10 protein-coding genes and 2 pseudogenes are annotated in these 15,888 nt (G+C 38.6%); 10 read left to right on the top strand and 2 right to left on the bottom strand.

The window, feature by feature from the left end; translation table 11 throughout:
• Nucleotides 1-58 precede the first annotated feature (58 nt).
• Nucleotides 59-607, top strand: coding sequence for a peptidoglycan L,D-endopeptidase MepK (gene mepK, locus ACU5DF_RS12615; RefSeq protein WP_446713117.1), 549 nt, complete (start codon nt 59-61; stop codon nt 605-607).
• A gap of 107 nt (nt 608-714) precedes the next feature.
• On the opposite strand, the gene asnS is transcribed toward mepK, so the two are convergent.
• Nucleotides 715-2,115, bottom strand: a complete 1,401-nt coding sequence (gene asnS / locus ACU5DF_RS12610) for an asparagine--tRNA ligase (protein ID WP_105063158.1) — start codon at nt 2,113-2,115, stop codon at nt 715-717.
• A 255-nt stretch (nt 2,116-2,370) separates the two neighbouring features.
• Between asnS and queD the strand changes: the two genes are divergently transcribed.
• The 6 genes and pseudogenes from queD (at nt 2,371) to ACU5DF_RS12580 (ending at nt 8,610) form a co-directional block, all read left to right on the top strand.
• On the top strand, nt 2,371-2,733 hold the full coding sequence (gene queD / locus ACU5DF_RS12605; protein WP_061002237.1) for a 6-carboxytetrahydropterin synthase QueD: 363 nt from the start codon (nt 2,371-2,373) through the stop codon (nt 2,731-2,733).
• A 239-nt stretch (nt 2,734-2,972) separates the two neighbouring features.
• Nucleotides 2,973-4,121, top strand: a complete 1,149-nt coding sequence (locus tag ACU5DF_RS12600) for an efflux RND transporter periplasmic adaptor subunit (protein ID WP_045101883.1) — start codon at nt 2,973-2,975, stop codon at nt 4,119-4,121.
• The gene (locus ACU5DF_RS12595) at nt 4,114-5,397 is read left to right on the top strand and encodes a TolC family protein (RefSeq protein WP_446713116.1); all 1,284 of its coding nucleotides are present in this window, start codon (nt 4,114-4,116) and stop codon (nt 5,395-5,397) included. Before ACU5DF_RS12600 ends, ACU5DF_RS12595 begins: the two co-directional genes overlap by 8 nt.
• Entirely contained in the window at nt 5,394-6,611 is a 1,218-nt protein-coding gene (locus ACU5DF_RS12590; RefSeq protein ID WP_446713115.1) for an ABC transporter permease, read from the top strand. Before ACU5DF_RS12595 ends, ACU5DF_RS12590 begins: the two co-directional genes overlap by 4 nt.
• A 2-nt stretch (nt 6,612-6,613) precedes the next feature.
• Nucleotides 6,614-7,898: pseudogene (locus ACU5DF_RS12585) on the top strand (ABC transporter permease).
• A gap of 40 nt (nt 7,899-7,938) precedes the next feature.
• Nucleotides 7,939-8,610 (top strand): ABC transporter ATP-binding protein, encoded by a 672-nt coding sequence (locus ACU5DF_RS12580; RefSeq protein WP_446714233.1) that lies wholly within the window; start codon nt 7,939-7,941, stop codon nt 8,608-8,610.
• A gap of 73 nt (nt 8,611-8,683) precedes the next feature.
• Here ACU5DF_RS12580 and ACU5DF_RS12575 read toward each other — a convergent pair whose 3' ends face one another.
• Nucleotides 8,684-9,700 (bottom strand): endonuclease/exonuclease/phosphatase family protein, encoded by a 1,017-nt coding sequence (locus ACU5DF_RS12575; protein ID WP_446713114.1) that lies wholly within the window; start codon nt 9,698-9,700, stop codon nt 8,684-8,686.
• A gap of 184 nt (nt 9,701-9,884) precedes the next feature.
• On the opposite strand from ACU5DF_RS12575, the gene sbcD reads away from it, so the two are divergent.
• The 3 genes and pseudogenes from sbcD (at nt 9,885) to ACU5DF_RS12555 (ending at nt 15,330) form a co-directional block, all read left to right on the top strand.
• Nucleotides 9,885-11,129, top strand: a complete 1,245-nt coding sequence (gene sbcD, locus ACU5DF_RS12570) for an exonuclease subunit SbcD (protein WP_446713113.1) — start codon at nt 9,885-9,887, stop codon at nt 11,127-11,129.
• A 3,110-nt stretch (nt 11,130-14,239) separates the two neighbouring features.
• Nucleotides 14,240-14,815, top strand: a pseudogene (locus ACU5DF_RS12560) (SbcC/MukB-like Walker B domain-containing protein); the annotation flags it as partial.
• Between the two features lie 29 nt (nt 14,816-14,844).
• Nucleotides 14,845-15,330, top strand: a complete 486-nt coding sequence (locus ACU5DF_RS12555; protein WP_446713112.1) for an acyl-CoA thioesterase — start codon at nt 14,845-14,847, stop codon at nt 15,328-15,330.
• Nucleotides 15,331-15,888 lie beyond the last annotated feature (558 nt).

Genomic DNA, 15,888 nt, shown 5'->3' with positions numbered 1-15,888 from the left:
AAATGTGTATCTTTTGCTCAGTTATTGATTATTTTGTTTATAAGTGAGCATTTGCTACATGTCTGAGTTTAGTCCATTACGTCGTAAGATATTTCTTGGCGGTATTGCTGTTGTTGGTTTAAGTGCCTTCCCATCATTTTCTTTTGCTTCTCAATTTAAAGAGACGCCTCGAAAGCTAGCTTTAAATAATTTACACACAGGTGAAGAGCTACACACTGAATATTTTAATGGCTTAGGCTATCAGAATGATGAACTAGCAAAATTAAATCATTTGTGTCGCGATTTTCGTCGCAATGAAAGCATAGCAATGGATACGGGATTATTTGATCAATTATCAGCGATTCAAAAAATAATTGGTTGTGATACTCAAGTGCAAATTATCTCGGGTTACCGTTCTCCGGCGACGAATGAAATGCTAAGTGCGAAGTCAGGCGGTGTTGCTAAAAAAAGTTTACATATGCTTGGGAAAGCGATGGATTTTCGCTTAGAAGGTGTACCATTAGCAGAGGTAAGGAAAGCGGCGTTATCATTAAAAGCGGGCGGAGTAGGGTATTACCCAGGTAGCAACTTTGTTCATATTGATACAGGTCGAGTCCGTTTCTGGTAACAGCAGTAGCAGAATAATAATTAGTTATAAAAAAATGGCGACCGCATTGGTCGCCATTTTTGTATTTCTGTCTTCTAGATTACTTATCTCAATTGAGATAGAGCCAATTAGAAGTTAGCTGAGCGTGGAGTACGTGGGAACGGGATAACGTCACGAACGTTGCCCATACCAGTTACGTAAGACACTAGACGCTCAAAGCCAAGACCGAAGCCTGCGTGAGGCACAGTACCGTAACGACGTAAATCGCGGTACCAAGTCATGTGTTCAGGGTCGATACCCATTTCAATCATACGAGCATCAAGAACGTCTAAACGCTCTTCACGTTGAGAACCACCGATGATCTCACCAATACCTGGTGCAAGAACGTCCATCGCAGCAACTGTTTTACCATCGTCATTTTGACGCATGTAGAATGCTTTGATGTCTTTCGGGTAGTTTTTAACGATAACAGGTGCTTTGAAGTGTTCTTCAGCAAGGTAACGCTCATGCTCAGAAGACATATCGATGCCCCACTCAACGTCGAATTCAAATTTCTTACCAGAGTCGATAAGGATTTGGATTGCGTCAGTGTAATCAACTTGTGCAAAATCAGAGCTAACAAATTGCTCTAGACGAGTGATTGCTTCTTTATCAATGCGAGAAGCAAAGAATTCTAGATCATCACGACGTTCAGCAAGAACCGCTTCGAATACATACTTAAGCATGTCTTCAGCCAGTTTCGCAACATCATCTAGATCAGCAAAAGCAACTTCAGGTTCAACCATCCAGAATTCAGCTAGGTGGCGACTTGTGTGTGAGTTTTCAGCACGGAAAGTCGGGCCAAATGTGTAAACTTTGCTTAATGCACACGCGTAAGTTTCTGCATTTAATTGACCAGATACTGTAAGGAATGTTTCTTTACCAAAGAAATCTTTGTCGTAATCAACATTGCCTTTGTCATCTAAAGGTAGATTGTTGTGATCAAGTGTTGATACACGGAACATCTCACCAGCACCTTCAGCATCAGATGATGTGATTAGTGGTGCAGACATCCATAAGTAACCTTGCTCGTGGTAGAAACGGTGAATCGCTTGAGACAGACAGTTACGAACACGTGCAACCGCGCCAATCACGTTAGTACGTGGGCGAAGGTGAGCAACTTCTCGTAAATACTCAATTGAGTGACGAGTTTTCGCCATTGGGTAAGTATCTGGGTCTTCAACTAAACCAACTACTTTTACTGCCGTTGCAGCAAGTTCGAAATCTTGGCCTTTAGCAGGAGAAGCAACGATAGTACCTGTTACTTCAACAGAACAACCTGTTGTTAGTTTTAGGACTTCTTCATTGTAATTATTTAAGTCATTAGGAACTACGGCCTGAATCGGATCGAAACAAGAACCGTCATAAATAGCTAGGAATGAAATTCCCGCTTTAGAGTCGCGACGTGAACGGATCCAACCGCGAACAGTTACTTCACTGTCAACCGCTAGTTTGCCGCTTAATACGTCTGTTACAGGCGCGTAAGTCATGTTAATTACATTCTCCATTGTTGTGCTACATGCACGAATATTTTCATTTCAAGAGAGACATATTACCTTTCTTGTCGCTCGCATCAAGTGTTGTTGCTCTATAAAGGTAAAAATTCAGGAGATGAATCAATTTTCACGTGTCAAAAGGCGAAAAAACCACCAATAATGGCTGCATATTGGGAACTTACTTGTCGAAGAATAGGGAAGTAGAGTACTATTCCTGCTTCATAATATAGGTAATAGAGATTTTAACTAATGACAACTGAACTATATAAAGACTTCATGTTTGAAGCAGCACACCATTTACCACATGTACCAGAAGGTCATAAATGTGGTCGTCTTCATGGTCACTCTTTTTTAGTTCGTCTATATGTTGAAGGTGAAGTTGATCAACATACTGGTTGGGTTATTGATTTCTCTGAAATTAAAGCGGCATTTAAACCAACGTATGATCGTCTTGATCACTACTACTTAAACGATATTGAAGGGTTAGAAAACCCAACAAGTGAAGTATTAGCTAAATGGATTTGGAACGAAGTAAAACCGAGCCTTCCATTACTAAGCAAAATAGAAATTAAAGAAACATGTACTGCAGGTTGTACTTACCGCGGTGAATAATTAACGTATATTCGTTAAATGATGAAAGGCGTCTATATACTTAGACGCCTTTTTTGTTTCTTATTTTAATCAAATCTTTTACGTAATTATCTCGCCACTGGCTTATTTCAGGTTGGTATAAATACAAATCTATACAAATCCATACATTTTATTTTATAAAAATATATTATTATAGTTGGATTGAACATAATAAACCTCTGCTTGTCCTATGTTTATTAATATTATCATTCAGTTTTTATATGGAATTCATTATGAAAAAGCGTTGGCTCTTTATGGCTTTATTATCTACATCTATTGCCGGAGCAGGGTATTATTTTTCAACACAAGCAGCAGTACAAAATGAGGCATTACCGTTTGTGGTTGCTTCTCTTGGCTCTGTTGAGAAGAAAGCAGTAGCTGTAGGTCATGTTGTTCCTGCTCATTCCATTTCAATCAAATCGCAAATAGATGGAATTGTTGGAGAAATATATCATCAAGTTGGTGAAGTCGTTACCGCTAATACACCATTAATTAAAGTTCGACCAAACCCAACGCCAGCTGCATTAATGCTAGCAAATACGGATTTAATGCAAAGTGAAGCAACACTAGAATCAGCGCAGAAAAAGCTAGAGAACCTTAACCAATTAATTGAGCAAAATATTATTCCTAAAAATTATGGAGAATATATTCAAGCTAAATCTGATGTGAAATCTAGCAAGGCAGATGTACAGCAAAAAAGACAAAATCTTGATCTTATCCGTAGTGGAGAGTCTTCTGTTGGTAATTCTAAATTGAACTCAACAATTGTCGCGCCAATTAACGGTACTATACTAAATTTGAAAGTTGAAATTGGTGAGCCCATTATATCTACAGTATCGAATCAAGAAGCGACGGAGATGATGTCGATTGCAGATATGAGCGATATTATTTTTAAAGGCAGTGTTAGTGAGCATGATGCAGCTCAATTAACTGTTGGAACTCCAGTAACCGTTATTTTAGCTCCATATCCAGATATTGTGATGTCAGGAGAATTAAGTAAAGTTGCAGTGCAGTCAGAGACATTAAACTTAACAACCACCAACAGCTCACAAAGCTTTGATAATGGTTTTCAAGTTGAAGTTGGTCAGATCCAATTTCCAAAGAACATCACTATTCGTTCAGGTTTTTCAGCAACGGCTCAAATTATTCTTCAACAATCAATCAATGTAATCACTATCCCAGAGCGTTCATTACAATTTAATGGAGATGAGCCAGAGGTTTGGGTTATTGATGAGAGTGAAAATGGTTATTCACCTAAAGCGGTGACACTCGGTTTATCTGATGGAGTCATGGTAGAAGTACTTTCTGGATTAGCTGAGGGTGAAGAGATTGTTGATATGAGTATGATGATGGGTGAACCAAATGCGTGATAAATCCTCAGCAAAAAATGCTCTTCGCCTTCTTTCTTTTAGTCTTATGGTTAATAGCGTAAGTACGATGAGTTATGCGTTAACTATTGAAGATGCATGGCAAGCGACAAAGCAATATGACCCAACGTATTTACAGTCACAATTAGATGAAAAAATAAGTGAAACTGAAATACGCTTAAGTAGAAGCGCTCTACTTCCGAGTGCAGAGATTACTGCAGGTTCTACTTGGAATGAAGGTAGTGATAATACCAATAATTACGGAATTAGGCTAAATCAAACCATTTGGGATAGCAGCAAATGGTCAGTACTTGATCAATCTCAAGCCTCATTATTAGCTTCTCAATTGAAAGTAAAACAGAGTCATAATGAGTTAGCTGAACGATTAATTAATGCATACCTTGACCTTGCTCAATCTCAAGGAGATCTCCGTTTAGCACAGCAAAAGTTTGATGAAGGCACAAAAATGTTACGTATCATTGAGCTACGTTACAAAGCTGGGAAAATTCAATCTGTTGAGTTGGAGGATATGCGATCTAACCATCTTGATGAAGAAGCAGAGATATTAGCGAGTCGCTCACGAGTTGAAGATAAAAAAGCTAGTTTGATTGGGTTAATCAATATGGAACCTACTCAAGTTGATGAAATTAAGACTACTAACTTATCACCGCCGAAATTGATAGTGAACAGTAAACAAGAGTGGCTGAAATTAGCAAGTAATCATAGCCCTGAATTATTAGCGGCAAAACAGAGTATTCGAATTGCAGAGTTGGAGACAGAGCAGGCTAAAACAGGTTATTACCCTACGATTACAGGGTCTGTGGGATATAGCGACAGTACTCACTCAGATGATGAACTGAATGCCAATTTAAACTTGAGTTTACCTCTTGATTTAAATGGTTCAACAGCAGCCAGTGTTGATCGTGCTAAGTTAAAAGTTCATCGTGCTAGACAAGATGTTCGAGCGGTAGAGATCGGAATAAAAAGTACCATTTCTAACCGATATACTCAGCTATCGTTGAATTGGCAACGTGTTGAAATGGCAGAGAAACAAGTTGCGTCGAGAGAACGAGTGTTAAAAAGTAAACAAGCGATTTATAAGGCAGGTATGGCTGAAGCATCTGATGTTATTGATGCACATAATCGTTTGTTTAGCAGTAAAAATACTTTGCAATCATTGCTTTATCAATATTGGCAATATCGTATTTCTTTACTTAAGTCTGTTGGTAAATTAGATAATGAAACCATAACCTTGATTTCACAGGCATTGCAATCATGATAGCTTTATTATCTCAAACGATACAGACCTTATTGGCTCATCGTTTGAGAAGCTTTCTGGCTATCCTCGCAATTGTATGGGGCATTATTTCAGTTTTGGTTTTAGTTGCTCTTGGTGAGGGGTTCTATCAGACAAATACAAAATCTTTTGCCCTATTAATGAGTGATACTCAGATAGTGTTTCCTGGACAAACTACCAAGGAGTGGAAAGGAAGGCCCGTGAGAAGATTGATCTTGCCTTCTGAAGTAGAAGCTCGCCAAATGCTTCATCACCCCGCGATTGAGAATATATCAGTGATATATGGTAAATGGGATGCTAGCGTTACGGATAATCAAGGTCGCTCTTTACCCGGTAATGTTACTGGTATCGATGATCAATTTATTGAATTGCGAAATGTGAAACTAAACAAGGGTTCACGACAAATTAACCGTAGTGATTTGGTTAATCATAACCGTGTTGCCTTGGTTGGTTGGCAGTTAGCAGAGATAGGTTCTTTACATATAGGAAGCTCTTTAAATATTAATGGTATCCCTTTTAACGTTATTGGTATTACAAAGAAAAATGAAGGTGGGATTTCATTAAATGATGATGCTAGTCAAGCAATGATCCCAAGTACAACCTTTAGTGATTTATGGAAAAGTAAACCGAATATGTTGCTTATTTCTCCTGTTGAAGGTGTTTCTGGTTTGCTATTAAGAAAGAGTATATTGTCATTTTTTGCTAATCAGCAACATTTTGATCCTAATGATAAAGATGCGATGTATATGCCTGACTTTGGACAAGAAGCTGAATTTTTTAAAAAACTATTAAGGGGTATTCAACTGTTCTTAGGAGCAAGTGGTGCCATGACTCTAGCTGTTGGCTCACTAGGTGTTGCAAATATAATGTTTTTATCAGTAACTGAACGAACTAGAGAAATTGGAGTTCGACTTGCGATAGGTGCAACACCTAATAATATTTTAGGCCAATTTTTAATAGAAGGAGGGATCCTCGTTGTGTGCGGAACCGTCATTGGAGTTATGTTCTCCTATGGCATAGTCATGCTATTAAATATGATTGGTATGCCTGAATGGCTTGGCGAACCAATGATCACACTCGATGCCATTAAAATATCATTAGGAGTAACGGCAGTATTTGCATTGTTAGCCGCGTACTTTCCTGCACGTCGAGCATCGAACTTACTTCCTGTAATTGCCTTAAGTGCGAGGGCTTGATAATGCTGTTGCCAATGAGACAAATATTTCAAGAAATGGCTGCTGAGAAAGTACGTTTGAGTTTAACTATCTTAGCAGTTGCATGGGCGACATTATGTATAGCCACCATGCTTGCTGCCGGTGAAGGCTTACGTCAGGGGTTGATCCGAAGCTCAGAGAATGGGAATGGGAAGTTAATCTACCTTACCGGAGGTTATGCCACTATAAATTCAGGCAATTTCTACACAGGTAAAGAATTGCAGATTAAATCGGAAGACTTAGATGTAATAAAAGCCTTACCAAGTGTAAAGCATGCTCAAGCAAGTGCTATTTGGGATGAACGTGCAAGTTATAAAGATCATCGGACTTGGCAAAACCCACTTGCCGTATTCCCTGGCTATCAAGCATTAACTGGCTTAGAAATAGTACCAGGAGGGCGATGGTTTAATCCTTTAGATATCAAAGAACAGCGTAAAGTGATTATATTAGGTGAAAGCGCCGCTATTTCTTTATTCAATGAGTCGGATGACTTTGATTGGATTAATACTCCGAAATTAGAGGTTGATCCGGTTGGTAAAAAACGTAAAAGTAGGCAGTGAAGAGTTTACCGTCATTGGTTTAATTAAGCGCAGTAGTGCAAATATAGAGCAAGGTATACCACTTAATGAGTCTCTTTTTGTACCGTTTACTACTTGGAAGCGTTTTCATCAAAACAGTGCCATTTCTGCCATTAATATAGAGCCAATAGCGAGTGCAGATCGCATACAAGTTGCGAAAACAGTTAAACAAGTGATTGCTAGAAAGTATGGTGCAAGCATTGAAGATGATCAATTGGTTCAAGTTCAAGATATGTTATTAAGACAAAAAACCATGCGACAATTTTTAATTGGTTTACAAAGTTTTTTAGGCATTATTGGTTTAGTTACCTTGGGGGTCGCAGGGATTGGGATTGCAAATGTAATGTACGCCACAGTTAAACGAGCGACTAAAGATATTGGTGTCAGAATGGCAATTGGGGCAACTCCAACAACCATACGTCTACACTATTTAACACAATCATTGTTTACTATGAGCCTTGGAGGTATGTTGGGTTTAAGCTTAACTTATCTGTTGATTGTATTAATGCAAACGCTCCCTTTGACTGGAAATGGTTTGTATGATCAACTAGGCCAGCCAAAACCAGAACTCTCTTTACCTATTGTTGGTTTAGTTATATTTGCTTTAGGATTTGTCGGTATCTTAGCCGCTTGGTTCCCCGCAAATAGAGCCGCAGGAATAACCCCATTAGAGGCATTACAAAGTGAATAGTAATAACAATACAGCTATATCTGGATCTGAAGACTTAGTAATGTTGCGTGATATTAGCAAGCATTATAAGAGCGGAGAAGAAGAAGTTCGAGCTTTGGATTGCGTATCTCTCTCAATTAAAAAAGGGGAATTTCTTTCGATTTTAGGGCCATCAGGATCTGGAAAATCAACCTTGATGAATATGCTAGGTTGTTTAGATACCCCGACAATGGGTGAATATTATCTGGATAGTAAAGATGTATCAGCCTTGAGTAGTCACCAGCTAGCAGGAATACGAAATAAGAGCATTGGTTTTGTATTTCAAAGCTTTAATTTATTAGAGTATGCGAGTGCACTTGAGAATGTAGCATTACCTTTGGTTTATCGTGGAGTTAAATCCGCAGAAAGGAAAAAGAAAGCGGCAGCTCTACTAGAGCGAGTTGGGCTAGGTGATAGGATGAATCATAAACCGAATCAGCTATCTGGTGGGCAAAAACAGCGTGTTGCGATTGCGAGAGCTTTAGTTAATGATCCTCAAATTATATTGGCTGATGAACCAACAGGGGCTTTGGATTCAAAGTCAGGGGCAGACATAGAAGCGCTCTTTAATGAACTGCATCAGGAAGGACGAACCTTAATTATTGTAACTCACGATAATGCCCTAGCTCAGAGAACAAAGCGCATTATCAACATTAAAGATGGAAAAATAATTGCAGATGAGCGTTTAGCTTAGTTTCACTGGTATATTCATATTGAATATCAGGCGTTTGATATTATCCAAATAGGTAAGATATCAAACGTCTTTTTTATGCTTGTCGTATATGTGCAGTAATCGAAACTAGCGCATGATCCGTACTGAATTGATCAATATCAAATCTTGGATTCACAATGTGCTGATCTGTTACTGTGTAATCAATAACTTCTAAAATATTGCCCGAAAATGAACTATCAAACTCGTTAGATAGCAGTATGTAATCCAATACCGAGCCTTTTGCTCCGTAATAATGGGTACTTACTCGCTCTTCCAATAAATCTGCGCCTTTTAATCCACAGTAAATATCCCAACTGTCTTTAAGCTGAAATCGAGTTAAATAATCAGTACTAAATTTATCAAATCGTAACTCATGAGACAGTAGCCCTTTAAATTCATCATGAAACAAAGGTTTATTAAAATCACCCATCATAATAACGGGTTGGTTTGATTCTTTACGTTGTTGAATTATATGATTATGTAAGATATTAGCTTCTAATCCACGTTGAACAGTCGAAAGCCAAGAGCCTAACTGTTCATCATGCAGTTGATGAAGAGGTGAGCTATTGACTTCATCCGTTACATCACTTTCTTCTGGCTCTTTAGGGCGCTGAGACTTGAAGTGCACGACATAACAGTCAGTAATCCCAAGATGAGGCAGTTCAATAGAGGCATGGACAGGCACACGATTAAATTCAAACTCAATTCCGAATCGTTTTAATTGCTCTGGTTCTGCAATCACTGGTTGAGCATTTAGAATTGGGTAACGTGAAGCAAAGGCAACCACTGGGGAATTAAAGACATAACCATCTTCAGATTTTGGCTCATCGACAGTGGCAAAATATGAATAACCAAGTTCGTTAACTAAAGCCTTTAAAGCGCTTGGACTAAAGACTTCTTGAAATCCAATCACATCAGAGTTTAATGCCGTGATCTTATCCTTAAACCAGCCCTGTTTCTTCAGCCATTCATCTTGAGTTAGTATATTTTCAAAATCGTAATACGCATTAGGCGGCTCAACAAAGTTGAACATATTGATGGTGGTAAACGTTAGGCTTTCAGGAGATGGCAAATTAGATACTCATGTTGTTATTATTGATGGAATTGACGTTTATTAAACAAAGTATAACAGCATGAAGTAAGGTCAACACGTGCTAATAGTTTTAAGTTTAAAAGCTTATAAAAGTACATAGTTTCTCTCCCAGATGGTATAAAAGAGGTATCGTCTTCTCTATCCATCAAACAAGTTGATATTTATGCGTATTTTACATACTTCTGATTGGCACCTAGGTCAAAACTTCTTCACAAAAAGCCGCCGTAATGAGCATCAAAAATTCATTGCCTGGTTGCTTGAGCAAGTTCAAGAAAATGCCATTAATGCGGTGATCATTGCCGGAGATGTGTTTGATACGGGCGCGCCACCGAGTTATGCGCGTGAAATGTATAACCAATTTGTGGTGGAGATGAACAAAGTAAATTGCGAATTGATCGTGCTTGGTGGAAATCATGATTCTGTATCGACACTCAATGAATCAAAACAACTATTAGCACATTTAAATGCACGAGTAATTGCTAATACTAATGATGATTTATCGACTCAATTATTAACACTTCCAAACAGTGACGGTTCTGTCGGCGCTATTTTATGTGCGGTTCCGTTTATACGACCACGTGACGTTGTCACTAGCGTGGCGGGTTCAACCGGTGTAGAGAAGCAACAAGCACTCGGTGAAGCGATTAAACAACATTATCATCAACTGTATCAAAAAGCGCTAGAACTAAGATCTGAGTTAGATCTTGATGTACCTATTATCGCTACTGGTCACCTAACGGCACTAGGTGTTAAACAATCAGATTCAGTTCGTGATATCTACATTGGCACATTGGATGGCTTTGCTGCCGATGGTTTTCCACCCGCTGATTACATTGCCCTTGGTCATATTCACCGTCCTCAACTGGTTGCAAAATCTGATCACATCCGTTATTCAGGCTCGCCAATTCCATTGAGCTTTGATGAGCTTAAATCTCAAAAACAAGTCGTGATGGTGGAGTTTAACAAAGCAAACGTAACTCAAATTACCCCGATTAATGTGCCTATGTTTCAGCAAATGAAAGCATTAAAAGGCGATTTAAAGACAATAGAGCAAGAGTTAGCACAATTTAAAGAGTGCGAAGAAACCACATGGTTATGTATCGAAGTAGAAGTACAAGATTACCTGTCTGATCTACAACAACGAATTCAATCTTTAACTCAAGATCTTAACGTTGAAGTGCTGCAATTGCGTCGAGCTAGAAATCGCAGTGAACAAACGTTAGCGCAAGAAAAAACAGAAACTCTAGCGGAGTTAACGCCTTTTGATGTATTTACCAAGCGGATAGAGCAAGAGACGTTTGAGACAGAAAAAGAGCAGCAACGCGCAGAAAGAATGACAATGAAATTTAAACAGATTTTGTCAGAAGTAGAACATAAAGATACCGATTTACAAGAAGGTGATGCATGAGAATTTTAAGCCTAAGTTTTTCAAATTTGAACTCATTAAAAGGTGAGTGGAAAATTGATTTCTCAGCGTCTCCTTTTGCTGAAAATGGATTGTTTGCGATTACCGGCCCAACAGGTGCAGGTAAAACGACAATCTTAGATGCGATCTGTTTAGCGCTTTATCATAAAACCCCTCGTCTCGGTGGTATCTCAACATCAAGCAATGAGATCATGACGCGTGGTACAGCGGAGTGTTCGGCTGAAGTCGAGTTTGAAGTGAAAGGCAAAGCGTATCGTGCGTTTTGGAGCCAACGTCGTTCTCGTGGCAAAGTGGATGGTAATTTACAATCAGCCACAGTTGAGCTTGCAGAAGTCGATTCTGAAAAAGTATTAGCAACACAAGTCAAAAAGAAAGATGAGCTAATCAACTCGATTACTGGTCTTGATTTCTCTCGCTTTACAAAATCTATGATGCTTTCTCAAGGTCAGTTTGCGGCGTTTTTAAATGCAGATGCTAATGATCGTGCCGGTTTATTAGAAGAACTCACTGGCACAGAGATCTACGGTCAGATCTCCGAAAAAGTGCATGAGCATTACACTGCGTCAAAGCAGAAGTTAGCAGAGCTTAAAGCCAAGGCTGAAGGTGTTGAGCTGCTTTCTGAAGAAGACAAGCAAGCATTAATCGATGAACAATCTGAATTACAAACCAATCAAAAACAACAGCAAGCTCAAGTTGCAGAGTGGCAAGCTCATCTAGAGTGGTGGATTGCAGATGCGAAAAATCAACAACAATGGCAGCAAGCGGCTGAAAAGAACCAATTCGCGTTAGATAAGCAAAAAGAAGCGAGTACTCAGCTACATCGTTTAGCGCAAAGTGAGCCAGCAGAAAAACTGCGCGTACCGTATCAATTATGGCAAGAAGCACAAACTCGCTTTGATGGTGTCGTAAAAGAGCTAACACTGACTGAGCAATTACATCAGAAGGCATCAGCTGAGAAAGTTGCTATTGAGTTAACTGTTACGCAATTAAAACAAGTATTTGATAGCATTAAGGTTGAGAGTAAATCGTTAGAAATATTGATTAATGATTCAGTGCAACCATTAGATACTGCAATTGCACAGTTAACTCAACAATCGCAAGAAAAGCAGCAACAACTCACGCAAGTGAATACTCGTCTTCAAGATGGTAGTAATAAACAACAACTACTAGAGGTATCATTAACAGAATTAACGTCTAAATTAGCAGTACTGAATAGCTATGTAGAAACGCATCAATCAGATTTGAATTTAGATCGTTATTTAGGTCAATGGAAGACTAAAGTTAGTTATATTTTACAGCAAGATAAAGATATTGCATCTTTAGCTAATAAAGTTGAGAAAGCCAATAAAATAATCGCGACTTTACTTGAGAACGTAAGTTTAAAAGATGCGGAATTAACGCAAATTCAAAGCACATTAAATAATGAAACAGAAGCAACGGAAAACGCTGAACTTGTATTTAAACAGCAACAAGAAAAAGGCACTGAAACGGAATTAACAGAGCAAATCAATGCACTTAATACTCGTCATCATTATCGTGTAGAGCTGAATCATACTAATAATGAGTTTTTACGTGCTGAAAAAGAGCAAAAGACGTTAAGCGAAGACCAAAAAACGCAGAGTGACACGATTATAAAATTAGAATCGCAGCGTGCTGAACTTGTTATTGCCTGTAAGCTGCAAGATCAGCAAATCTTAGATTTAACGACGCTAATTGAGCAAGAAGGTGATCTCGTTAAGTATCGTGCTCTATTAGAAAAAGATCATGATTGTCCATTGTGTGGCTCAACGCATCATCCGTTACTAGAAAAAGCGCAAGCATTAGATATTAATGTAACGATACAGCGTAAAAAAGAGGCAGAACAAAAGCGAGTTGAGATTGTAGAGCAAGGTCAATCGGTACGTGAGCAGCTAGATTCATTAAAAGTAAAACAAGAGCACACCCAAACTCAATTAATTCAATGGCAACAAACGGCAAAAATGACCAAGCAACAATGGTCAGCATTAATGGAAGTCACGCAACTCACTTTGGCTTTGGGAGATACCAATGGTATTACTCAATTTATTACTGAATGTGAAGCGTCGTTACTTACTTTAAGTGAGCAGATAAAACAATTACGCCAAGCAGATGAAAAGCGCCGAGTTCAACAAACTCAATTACAACAAGTTCAGCATCGTCTCGATACGTTAAATAAAGATCTTAATTATGATCGTCAATCATACCAAGCAGCAACTCAGCAACTGCAAGATGACAATCAAAAATTAATGCAGTTACAACAACATCAAACAGAATTGAATCAACAGTTAACCACAGAGATTGAGCAAGCAGGGTTTATTACTCCTGAGTTTACTCAAATTCAATCTTGGTTTGTGCAAAAAGAGCAAGATTTACAACAAATTCAGCAACAAGTTGAAAATCGTCAAGCATTGCTTCAACAGCAGCAAAAAATGCAAAGTGATCAAGGTCATCTAGCTGAACAGTTGAAAGAGCTAAACTCTCAACAGCAGGTTTCTCAAACTGAAGTGCAAAGATTGGCTAGTGAGTTGGAACAACATCAGCAAAAACGTATTGAGTTGTTTGGAACACAAGATATCAAAACCGCACGTTTTGTAATGACAGATAAGTTGAATACCTCAGAACAAACTTATGATGTTGAACAGCAGAAATTGCACGTATTGGTGCAAGATCTTGCGGCTTTAGATGGCAAACTAAATAACCTTAAAGAGAATCATGTAAGCAGTAAAAAGCTATCAGCAGAGCGTTCTGATGTATGGAGAGAAGCACTATCGCACAGTCCGTTTGAAACACTTGAGTTATTCCAAGGTGCGTTGATTTCAGAAGAAGATCGCCAACATCTACTAAGCTTAAAAACTGAAATACAACAAGCGATTGAGCGAACTATTGCTCTACTAGAGAGTGCACAGCAAACCAAAGAACAACATTACCAAGAGCCCAAAGCCGTTGAGTGGCAATTAATACCAAGAGAAACAGTTGAGGCTGAGTTAGCTCAAGTGAAATCTCAATCCGAAACATTAGTGAAGCGAGAGGGTGAAATAGCTCAAGCATTACGTTCAGACAGCGAGCGTAAAACTAATCAAAAAGCCTTGTTTGAAGCGATTGAAGCGTATCAATCTGAGTATGATGATATTCAATATCTACACTCATTAATTGGTTCGCAGAAAGGCGACAAGTTCCGTAAGTTTGCCCAAGGATTAACGTTAGAGAACTTGGTTTATTTAGCTAATAAGCAACTAACTCGTTTGCATGGTCGCTATGAACTTAAACGCAAAGCCAGTGATGGTCTAGAATTACAAGTAGTAGATACGTGGCAGGGTGATGTAGTTCGTGATACTAAAACCTTGTCTGGCGGTGAGAGTTTTCTTGTTAGTTTGGCTCTGGCTTTGGCGCTTTCTGATTTAGTCAGTCACAAAACAAGTATTGATTCACTGTTCTTAGATGAAGGATTTGGTACGCTAGACAGTGAAACATTAGACATGGCGCTTGATGCGTTAGATAACTTAAATGCATCAGGAAAAATGATCGGTGTGATAAGCCACATTGAAGCGATGAAAGAACGTATTCCAGTACAAATAAAAGTCACCAAACGCAGTGGATTAGGCGTGAGTGAACTAGAAAAACAATATAAAAAGTCAGTTAAATTTATATAGCTCATAGTTAGCAGCAAAAGGAAATTAAGATGAGTAAGAATAAACGCGAAGTAACACTACGTTTTCTTGCAGAACCAGGTGATGTAAACTTTGGTGGTAAGGTTCATGGTGGTGCGGTAATGAAATGGGTCGATTTAGCTGCCTATGCCTGCTCAGCTGGGTGGAGTGGTAAATACTGTATAACAGCTTATGCTGGTGGTATTCGTTTTGTTCAGCCAATTCATGTCGGTAATCTGGTCGAAGTAACAGGAAAGGTTATCTATACTGGTAAATCCTCAATGCACATTGCGATTGATGTTCAAGCCAGTGATCCTAAAGAGCTTGAAAATCGATTAACAACCCATTGTATCGTTATTATGGTCGCTGTGGATGAGAGCGGCAAGCCGACAGAGGTGCCAGAGTGGATCCCTCAAACGGATGAAGATATTCATTTACGTGAATCAGCAATTAAACTGATGAACATGCGTAAAGAGATAGGTGAAGAGATGGAAGCCCACGTTAAGTATTTGAAATAAAATAGTAGCCTTTAAATTCGAATAATAAATACACTCTCTTTAACCTGGTGAGATGTTATGGCCTCAAATCTTAATGATAGATTTGGGGCGTTTTTTTAGATAGTTATTGGAATGTTTAAAAAGTAAGAAATGGATAAATAACCTAGTTGAGAAAGAAGCATAGGAAAAACTTGTACTTTAAGGGGTTGCATTGACAACCTCATTATATAGAATGGATCGAACTATCTATTGGTAGTTCGTTCAGTAAAGGACTTATTGACGTTTTTATAAAATGGAATGTGACTAATTAGGATGTACACATGATTTTTCAATTAACATCAGGCCCATTATTAGAGCCTACAGAAGGTTCACCACACGCTACTTGCTCTACATCGACAGCAATTACTTTTCCACGCTTCCTTTCGTTTCAGTTTCTCGCGTCTCGTTTCCTCTCGTACTTTCGATTTCTCCGTTTTTATTCGTAATTAATCAGCTCTAACTTCAACCGTTTGCCCTTATTTGTGGTGTATTTTTGCGCGCGTTGAATTTGAAAAGCTAAAACTAAAAATAAACTAGAAC

The organism is Aliivibrio wodanis (assembly GCF_052920805.1).
Note: the sequence above shows the minus strand (reverse complement) of the source record. Positions and strands in the feature narration are given on the sequence as shown.

What these genes read in the sequence shown, in the direction of transcription:
- ACU5DF_RS12590 (WP_446713115.1), top strand. Translation starts at nt 5,394, where the DNA reads ATGATAGCTTTATTATCTCAAACGATACAGACCTTATTGGCTCATCGT.
- ACU5DF_RS12555 (WP_446713112.1), top strand. Translation starts at nt 14,845, where the DNA reads ATGAGTAAGAATAAACGCGAAGTAACACTACGTTTTCTTGCAGAACCA.
- sbcD (WP_446713113.1), top strand. Translation starts at nt 9,885, where the DNA reads ATGCGTATTTTACATACTTCTGATTGGCACCTAGGTCAAAACTTCTTC.
- asnS (WP_105063158.1), bottom strand. Translation starts at nt 2,115, where the DNA reads ATGACTTACGCGCCTGTAACAGACGTATTAAGCGGCAAACTAGCGGTT.
- ACU5DF_RS12595 (WP_446713116.1), top strand. Translation starts at nt 4,114, where the DNA reads ATGCGTGATAAATCCTCAGCAAAAAATGCTCTTCGCCTTCTTTCTTTT.
- ACU5DF_RS12580 (WP_446714233.1), top strand. Translation starts at nt 7,939, where the DNA reads ATGTTGCGTGATATTAGCAAGCATTATAAGAGCGGAGAAGAAGAAGTT.
- ACU5DF_RS12600 (WP_045101883.1), top strand. Translation starts at nt 2,973, where the DNA reads ATGGAATTCATTATGAAAAAGCGTTGGCTCTTTATGGCTTTATTATCT.
- mepK (WP_446713117.1), top strand. Translation starts at nt 59, where the DNA reads ATGTCTGAGTTTAGTCCATTACGTCGTAAGATATTTCTTGGCGGTATT.
- queD (WP_061002237.1), top strand. Translation starts at nt 2,371, where the DNA reads ATGACAACTGAACTATATAAAGACTTCATGTTTGAAGCAGCACACCAT.